Source organism: Lawsonibacter sp. LCP25S3_E2 (genome assembly GCF_052117285.1).
In the GTDB taxonomy this organism is placed as follows: Bacteria; Bacillota; Clostridia; order Oscillospirales; family Oscillospiraceae; genus Lawsonibacter.
The window spans coordinates 1-5,620 of sequence record NZ_JBQKJL010000039.1 but is presented as its reverse complement, the minus strand read 5'-3'; the positions used below and the strand labels follow the sequence as shown (position 1 = coordinate 5,620).

General features: G+C 50.4%; 9 protein-coding genes. 4 read left to right on the top strand and 5 right to left on the bottom strand.

All coding sequences use genetic code 11. The annotated features are described in order from the left end of the window. The 5 genes from ACTQ3R_RS16115 to ACTQ3R_RS16095 form a co-directional block, all read right to left on the bottom strand. A partial coding sequence (locus ACTQ3R_RS16115; protein ID WP_441780183.1) for a hypothetical protein occupies nt 1-278 on the bottom strand: 278 nt, incomplete at its 3' end. Nucleotides 279-333: 55 nt separating this feature from the next. After that, nucleotides 334-666: a hypothetical protein gene (locus tag ACTQ3R_RS16110; protein WP_154473824.1), complete on the bottom strand. Its 333-nt coding sequence runs from the start codon at nt 664-666 to the stop codon at nt 334-336. Further along, a complete protein-coding gene (locus tag ACTQ3R_RS16105) occupies nt 663-1,517 on the bottom strand; it encodes a nucleotidyl transferase AbiEii/AbiGii toxin family protein (protein WP_154473823.1) in 855 nt (284 codons plus the stop codon). Before ACTQ3R_RS16105 ends, ACTQ3R_RS16110 begins: the two co-directional genes overlap by 4 nt. Next, complete coding sequence (locus tag ACTQ3R_RS16100; protein ID WP_002576209.1) at nt 1,514-2,122, bottom strand: type IV toxin-antitoxin system AbiEi family antitoxin domain-containing protein; 609 nt, start codon at nt 2,120-2,122, stop codon at nt 1,514-1,516. Before ACTQ3R_RS16100 ends, ACTQ3R_RS16105 begins: the two co-directional genes overlap by 4 nt. Nucleotides 2,123-2,217: 95 nt before the next feature. Beyond that, nucleotides 2,218-2,529, bottom strand: a complete 312-nt coding sequence (locus tag ACTQ3R_RS16095) for a CD1845 family protein (protein ID WP_002576210.1) — start codon at nt 2,527-2,529, stop codon at nt 2,218-2,220. Nucleotides 2,530-2,675: 146 nt separating this feature from the next. Here ACTQ3R_RS16095 and ACTQ3R_RS16090 point away from each other — a divergent pair, with 146 nt between their 5' ends. From ACTQ3R_RS16090 to ACTQ3R_RS16075, 4 genes are read left to right on the top strand one after another with little or no spacing between them, the layout of a single operon-like run. Next, nucleotides 2,676-3,113, top strand: a complete 438-nt coding sequence (locus ACTQ3R_RS16090; protein ID WP_441780182.1) for a hypothetical protein — start codon at nt 2,676-2,678, stop codon at nt 3,111-3,113. A 28-nt stretch (nt 3,114-3,141) separates the two neighbouring features. Beyond that, a complete protein-coding gene (locus ACTQ3R_RS16085) occupies nt 3,142-4,140 on the top strand; it encodes an O-acetyl-ADP-ribose deacetylase (protein ID WP_441780181.1) in 999 nt (332 codons plus the stop codon). 4 nt (nt 4,141-4,144) lie between these two features. After that, nucleotides 4,145-4,858 carry a hypothetical protein gene (locus ACTQ3R_RS16080; RefSeq protein WP_441780180.1) on the top strand — a complete coding sequence of 238 codons (714 nt, stop codon included), beginning with the start codon at nt 4,145-4,147 and terminating at the stop codon, nt 4,856-4,858. 60 nt (nt 4,859-4,918) lie between these two features. After that, on the top strand, nt 4,919-5,407 hold the full coding sequence (locus tag ACTQ3R_RS16075; RefSeq protein ID WP_441780179.1) for a prolyl-tRNA synthetase associated domain-containing protein: 489 nt from the start codon (nt 4,919-4,921) through the stop codon (nt 5,405-5,407). The last annotated feature ends 213 nt before the right edge of the window (nt 5,408-5,620 follow it).

The window sequence follows — 5,620 nt, the reverse complement described above, 5'->3', positions numbered from 1 at the left end:
TGCGCAACGCTCTCATGCGGGTAAAATAGCGTGGCAAAACCAGGGAATTCCCGTGGCAATACCAAGGAATTTGCTTTGGCAAAACCAGGGATTTTTACTTGACAGAATACAAACAGAAACTCCGCATCGGCGGTCCGGCTGTCACAGCCATAGCCGGTAATCAGTTTTCCGTTGTCGGTCTTTTGCGGATTTGCCACATAATCAATAATATCGCTGATTGCTCGGCTCTCAGTGCGCCCCTTGCCGATATGCAGGGGCATGATGCGTGTGGTTGCCATAGATGGAGCCTCCTTTCCAAAAAAGAAACGGCCTGCATGGTGCAGACCGCTTTCGTTATTCTATAAAATCATTCTCATCAAGAAAATCAAAATCGTCATCGGTGTCCTCTAACTGTTTTGGAGGAAACCTCATCTCGTATTGTTCTTTTGCCAGTGCACGAACTTCCGGGCGCTTATCTTTCATTCGTTTTTTCAGCCAGGAAATCTGCTCCTTTAATAACCGCCAAGGGAGATTCAGTAAGCGGTTTACCGTTATTTGCTCCGCTTGTTTCTCCGGCGATAAAGAAGCACAGGATTTACAGATGTGCGCCGCATGACCTTTGCCGGAAAATTTTTCGTTAGCCTTATATTCTCCGCAGACTTTACAATAATGTCCATGCTTCTTCATAGGCTCGATTCCTTTTCACTGAGCGCATATAAACTGCGAACCGCCCCCATGATGATGTTCCACTCCAAATCTGCCGCATAGGAAAACTTCCTGCGGTAAGATTCCCAAAGTTTCTGCATCACAGGACTGCTTTCCACTTCATTCAAAACATCCACAGCTTCTGCAAGATGCCGTTCGGTTCCGCGTTTTTTGGCAGTTGCCAACAGTGCATCATAGAGCGTCTGCCTGTTCAATGTGTTCCCGTGGAGCTGATCCAGAATATAAATGTCATAGAAATCTCTCATGCGGGTGTTGGTGGTGGTTCTGGTGATGATTGTTTCCAGCTTTTCAGCCAGAACGGTTTCCAGATTGTATGCCCAAATGTCAATGGAGCGATCTTCCAGCATCAGCTTGAAAGAGTAGCGTACCTCCCTGGGGGTAATGGCATCCCCTGTGGAAATGTCAATCTTCAAAGGTGTCACCACACCGTCAAAGGTTGTAGTCATGCTGACCCGAATCCCAGGATACTCCGCTTCATCCATAATCTCTGAAATGCTTTTCAGCTGAAATTTGACGCCATCATCAATCGGCACACTCACAATAGCAGAAATCAGGTTCTCGATCTCCTCTACATTAACATTGGCTCCTTTTACAGTAGCGTCCAAGTCCATCGTGGAACGGGCATCCAGTCCAACCATTGCCGCTACCAGCATCCCGCCTTTCAGAATAAATTTATCACGATATTCAGAAAGGGAAATACGCTCCAGAAAACGCTCCATCATATAGTTTCGCATTAAAAGCTGTGCATCCGCAGATTTTTCTCTGGAAAGATTGCGAATCAAATCTTTTAGCTGCCTTGCTGTCTTTATCATAAAAGCACCTCCAAATACTGCCGTAAAATTTTTTCAACCCGGAACATACCGGCATACCGCATCAAAGTCCGCAGATCCTTGTCCTTTCTTCTGGCATACATCTTCAGCGCACCTTGAAAAGTCTGTATTTCCATGCTGCTTCGGCTGCGGAGCAGATCGCAGATGGTGCGCTCCATATCATAGACAGGAACCGTATGCCCAAAAGGTGTTTGGCCAGTTGTCAGCCCTACCTCATATAGTTCTGGTTTGATGGTGTAAACAGAAAGGCCCTCTGCCTTTAAGCGAGTGGTGCTGTACCCTCTGCGCACCGTGATAGCGTATGGAGATGGTTCCCGGTCTGTCAAGTCATGGAAAAATAGCGCTGATTCATGGGAAAATACTGCCTGACCACATCGCAGATGTAACAGAAACATCGCATCAATCCAGGTGTCCTCGGAGACATAAATTCCGTGAGCAACCTGCTGAAGATTTTTCTCTTTGACATATTCATAAAAAATGGGTTTTACAATTCCGCTAGCGATTACCTGTGCGGTTTGCAGCATCCCATCATGCTCGGTCAGAAGTCTGTCTAATTGCTCAAACCGTTCTGATTTGGTCACATCCATCACTTCCTTTCGTGCTACTATTATACACGGATGTAGCACAGAAGTAAATATAGCAATTTAACAGACACTGTCTGGCATTTTTGTGACCGCGCATTTTATCCATAAACCAAATCCTGAATGGCAAACTTCAAGTCCTGCACCTTGCCCAGCAGCCAGATGGCAGCCATCGGCAGACCATAGGGACTAATAAGGAATGCCATCACCAGCAGGATAATGCCGTTTTGCAGGGAACAGGTCAGCAGAACCGCCACACCCAGCAGGGCGATCACCATGCTGATAAGCCCCAGCACCAGACCGGAGACATAGACGATCCCCACACAAATCCAAACGAACAGGGTCAGCGCCAGAATCACCGGAACCATCACGATCTTCAACAGCAGTTTCAACAAAAATACCAATGCCCTCATTGTTATGCCTCCTCCCAAAATCACAGTTCCTGTTCCTGATTCCATTATCCCTGTCTCACAGCCAAAAGGCAAGGATACGGGCAAAAAGAAAAAGCGGAGGAAGGCGCGGCGAAGAAACGCCGTTCCTCCCTCCGCAGATGGGGTATTTGTCCCGGTTACGAAAGTTTGGAGAGTTGTGTCAGTATCTCTTTACTGAGATCAACGACCACATCTTCGAGGGGCGTTACTCGCCCACCTGGCCAGATGGTACCAAGCATTCCAAATGCGTCTACGCCCATACCCGTGAAGAGTGTGAAGAGAAACTGAAGGTGCTCATCCAGCAGCTGAACGCCGAGCGGAAGGTAATCCTGGACCGGCTGCGAGGGATCCCATCACCTGAAAAACTTACCAAGAAGCAGCGGCAGATCTGGGAGTATATGAAAATTTACCCCGACGAGACGAATTACAGCACCATCGCCAAGGGGGCTAAGGTGACCCGGCATACGGTGGCCAAGCACTATGAGATTCTTCGAAAGATGCTGGGCATCCAGAAAACTGCTCCCCATCCTCTGCTCGATTGCCAGACCGTCCCGCTTATGGTATGATGACCCTATCAAGTGAGGAGGTGTCGTCATGCCCCTGCATATCGTGCGAAATGATATTACTACCATGAAGGTGGACGCCATCGTCAACGCTGCCAAGGAGAGTCTGCTGGGTGGCGGGGGGGTGGACGGTGCCATCCACCGTGCCGCCGGACCGGAACTGCTGGCCGAGTGCCGTACCCTGGGCGGCTGCAAGACCGGGCAGGCCAAGATCACGAAGGGCTACCGCTTACCGGCAAAGTTTGTCATTCACACCGTCGGTCCCATCTGGCAGGGCGGCAGCCACAGGGAACGGGAACTGTTGGTTTCTGCCTACCGCTCCTCTCTGGAACTGGCTTTGGGTAATCACTGTGAAACGGTGGCGTTCCCCCTGATCTCCTCCGGGGTATATGGCTACCCTAAGGATCAGGCCCTAAAGGTGGCGGTGGATACCATCGGAGACTTCCTTCTGACCCACGACATGACGGTGTATCTGGTGATCTTTGACCGGGCTGCTTACACCATCAGCGGAAAACTCTTTGCCGACATTGCCGCGTACATCGATGACCGCTATGTGGATGCCCACACCGACAGCAGGGAGACCCAGCGCCGCCGGATGGCCATGGCCTCCATAGCCATGGAGGAAGAAGAATGGATGCCTGCCCCTTGCACCTCAGCCCCCTTCGGCCTGGACGAGGCCCTCAGCAAACTGGATGAAAGCTTTTCTCAGATGCTGCTGCGAAAGATCGACGAGTGTGGCATGACTGACGCCCAGTGTTACAAAAAGGCTAATATTGACCGTAAACTCTTTTCTAAAATCCGCTCGGATGTTCACTATAAGCCCTCCAAGCCCACCGCCATGGCCTTTGCCATTGCCCTGGAACTGCCGCTGGAGGAAGCCCGAGAGATGCTGGGGAAAGCAGGTTTTGCCTTCTCTCATGCCAGCAAGTTCGATATCATCGTGGAGTATTTTATTGCCCACCGGAACTACAACATCTTTGAGATCAACGAGGCTCTCTTCGCCTTTGACCAGAGCCTGCTGGGAGGATGACCGCATGCAGGATAACTATGTTGGAGATATTGGAGATTACGGAAAGTACGGTCTTTTGCGGAATGTGACCGCTTCTGGTCTTCGACTGGCAGTCAACTGGTATCGGGTGATTCCCACTCGTCCGGGCAAGCAAGAGGATGGGAAATATACTTCATACCTGGATAAGCCGGAAATATACAGACATTATGATTCTGAACTGTTTGACTGTTTAGCCGATATTGTACACCGGCAAAAGCGCAGCATCGAAGAAATAGAAGCAAGTGGTGTGCTTACAGCAGCCTTTTTCTCAGACGCCTTGGTTCCAGCGAACCGTTCACATTGGCATCAAGCGGCCCTGGCCAGTACTATTGGTACAGACATTGTTTTCCTTGATCCCGATAATGGCCTGGAGAGCGCAAAGATGCATGAACGCAGGTCAGCTAAGGAAAAGCATACCACCTGGCAGGAGGTCAAGGACTACTATGACCGTGGGCAAAGCGTGATTCTTTATCAGCACCGTCCCCAGATGACCAAAAAGGAAGTGTGCATCCAGGGCGTTTTGAACTTTCAGAACGCCTTCCTGCATGCTGACCACACCTTGCTTTTGGAATATCCTCGCTACACAAATCGCTATTATTTTATATTTGCACATCAGACGCAATTTTCTGCCTTAGAGCACATACATCATACGGTCGCTCAGACCTGGAAAGGCCTGTGCAATCCAGTGGATCTCCTTTAACCCTGAACAGAAGAACTCCCGTTGATGAAAGACCAGGTTATACCACAGGAGGACACGGATATGAACAAGCAGGAGATTTACGCCCTCCTCAACGCCAGAAACATCTGGCATGAGGTGACGGAGCACAAAGCTGTTTACAACATGGCAGAGGTGGCTGAGATCCACCTGCCCTACCCAGAGGCCGACGCCAAGAATCTCTTCATCCGGGACGACAAAAAGCGTAATTACTATCTCATTACGGTCAAGGGGGACAAGCGAGTCGACCTGAAGGCCTTTCGGCAACAGAATGGCACCCGGCCGCTGACCTTTGCCTCAGACCAGGATCTGATGGACACGCTTGGGCTGATCCCCGGCGCGGTGACGCCCCTGGGCCTGCTCAATGACCGGGTACACAAGGTGACCTTCTGGCTGGACCAGTCCTTTCTGGAGGATTCCGGCCTGATCGGCGTACATCCCAACGACAATACCGCCACCGTATGGCTCAAAACCCAGGATCTGCTCCGGCTCCTGGAGGAGGACGGCACCCAGATCACCCTGTTTGAAGCCTGACGGAGCGGCGGGATTTGTCGCCCGCCAGGCGACCCATCCAAAGCAAATTCCCCCTATACTGTGCTTGTAAATCAAACAACACAGAATAGGGGGATTTTTTATGTAACCGTCAAACCTGGCGGCGGATTGCTGGAATGTAGCTGGTGTGAGAAAATATCTCCATAATAGCAGATAGTATCGTGGAGTCTCGGAGACTGGAAGATACTATCTGAG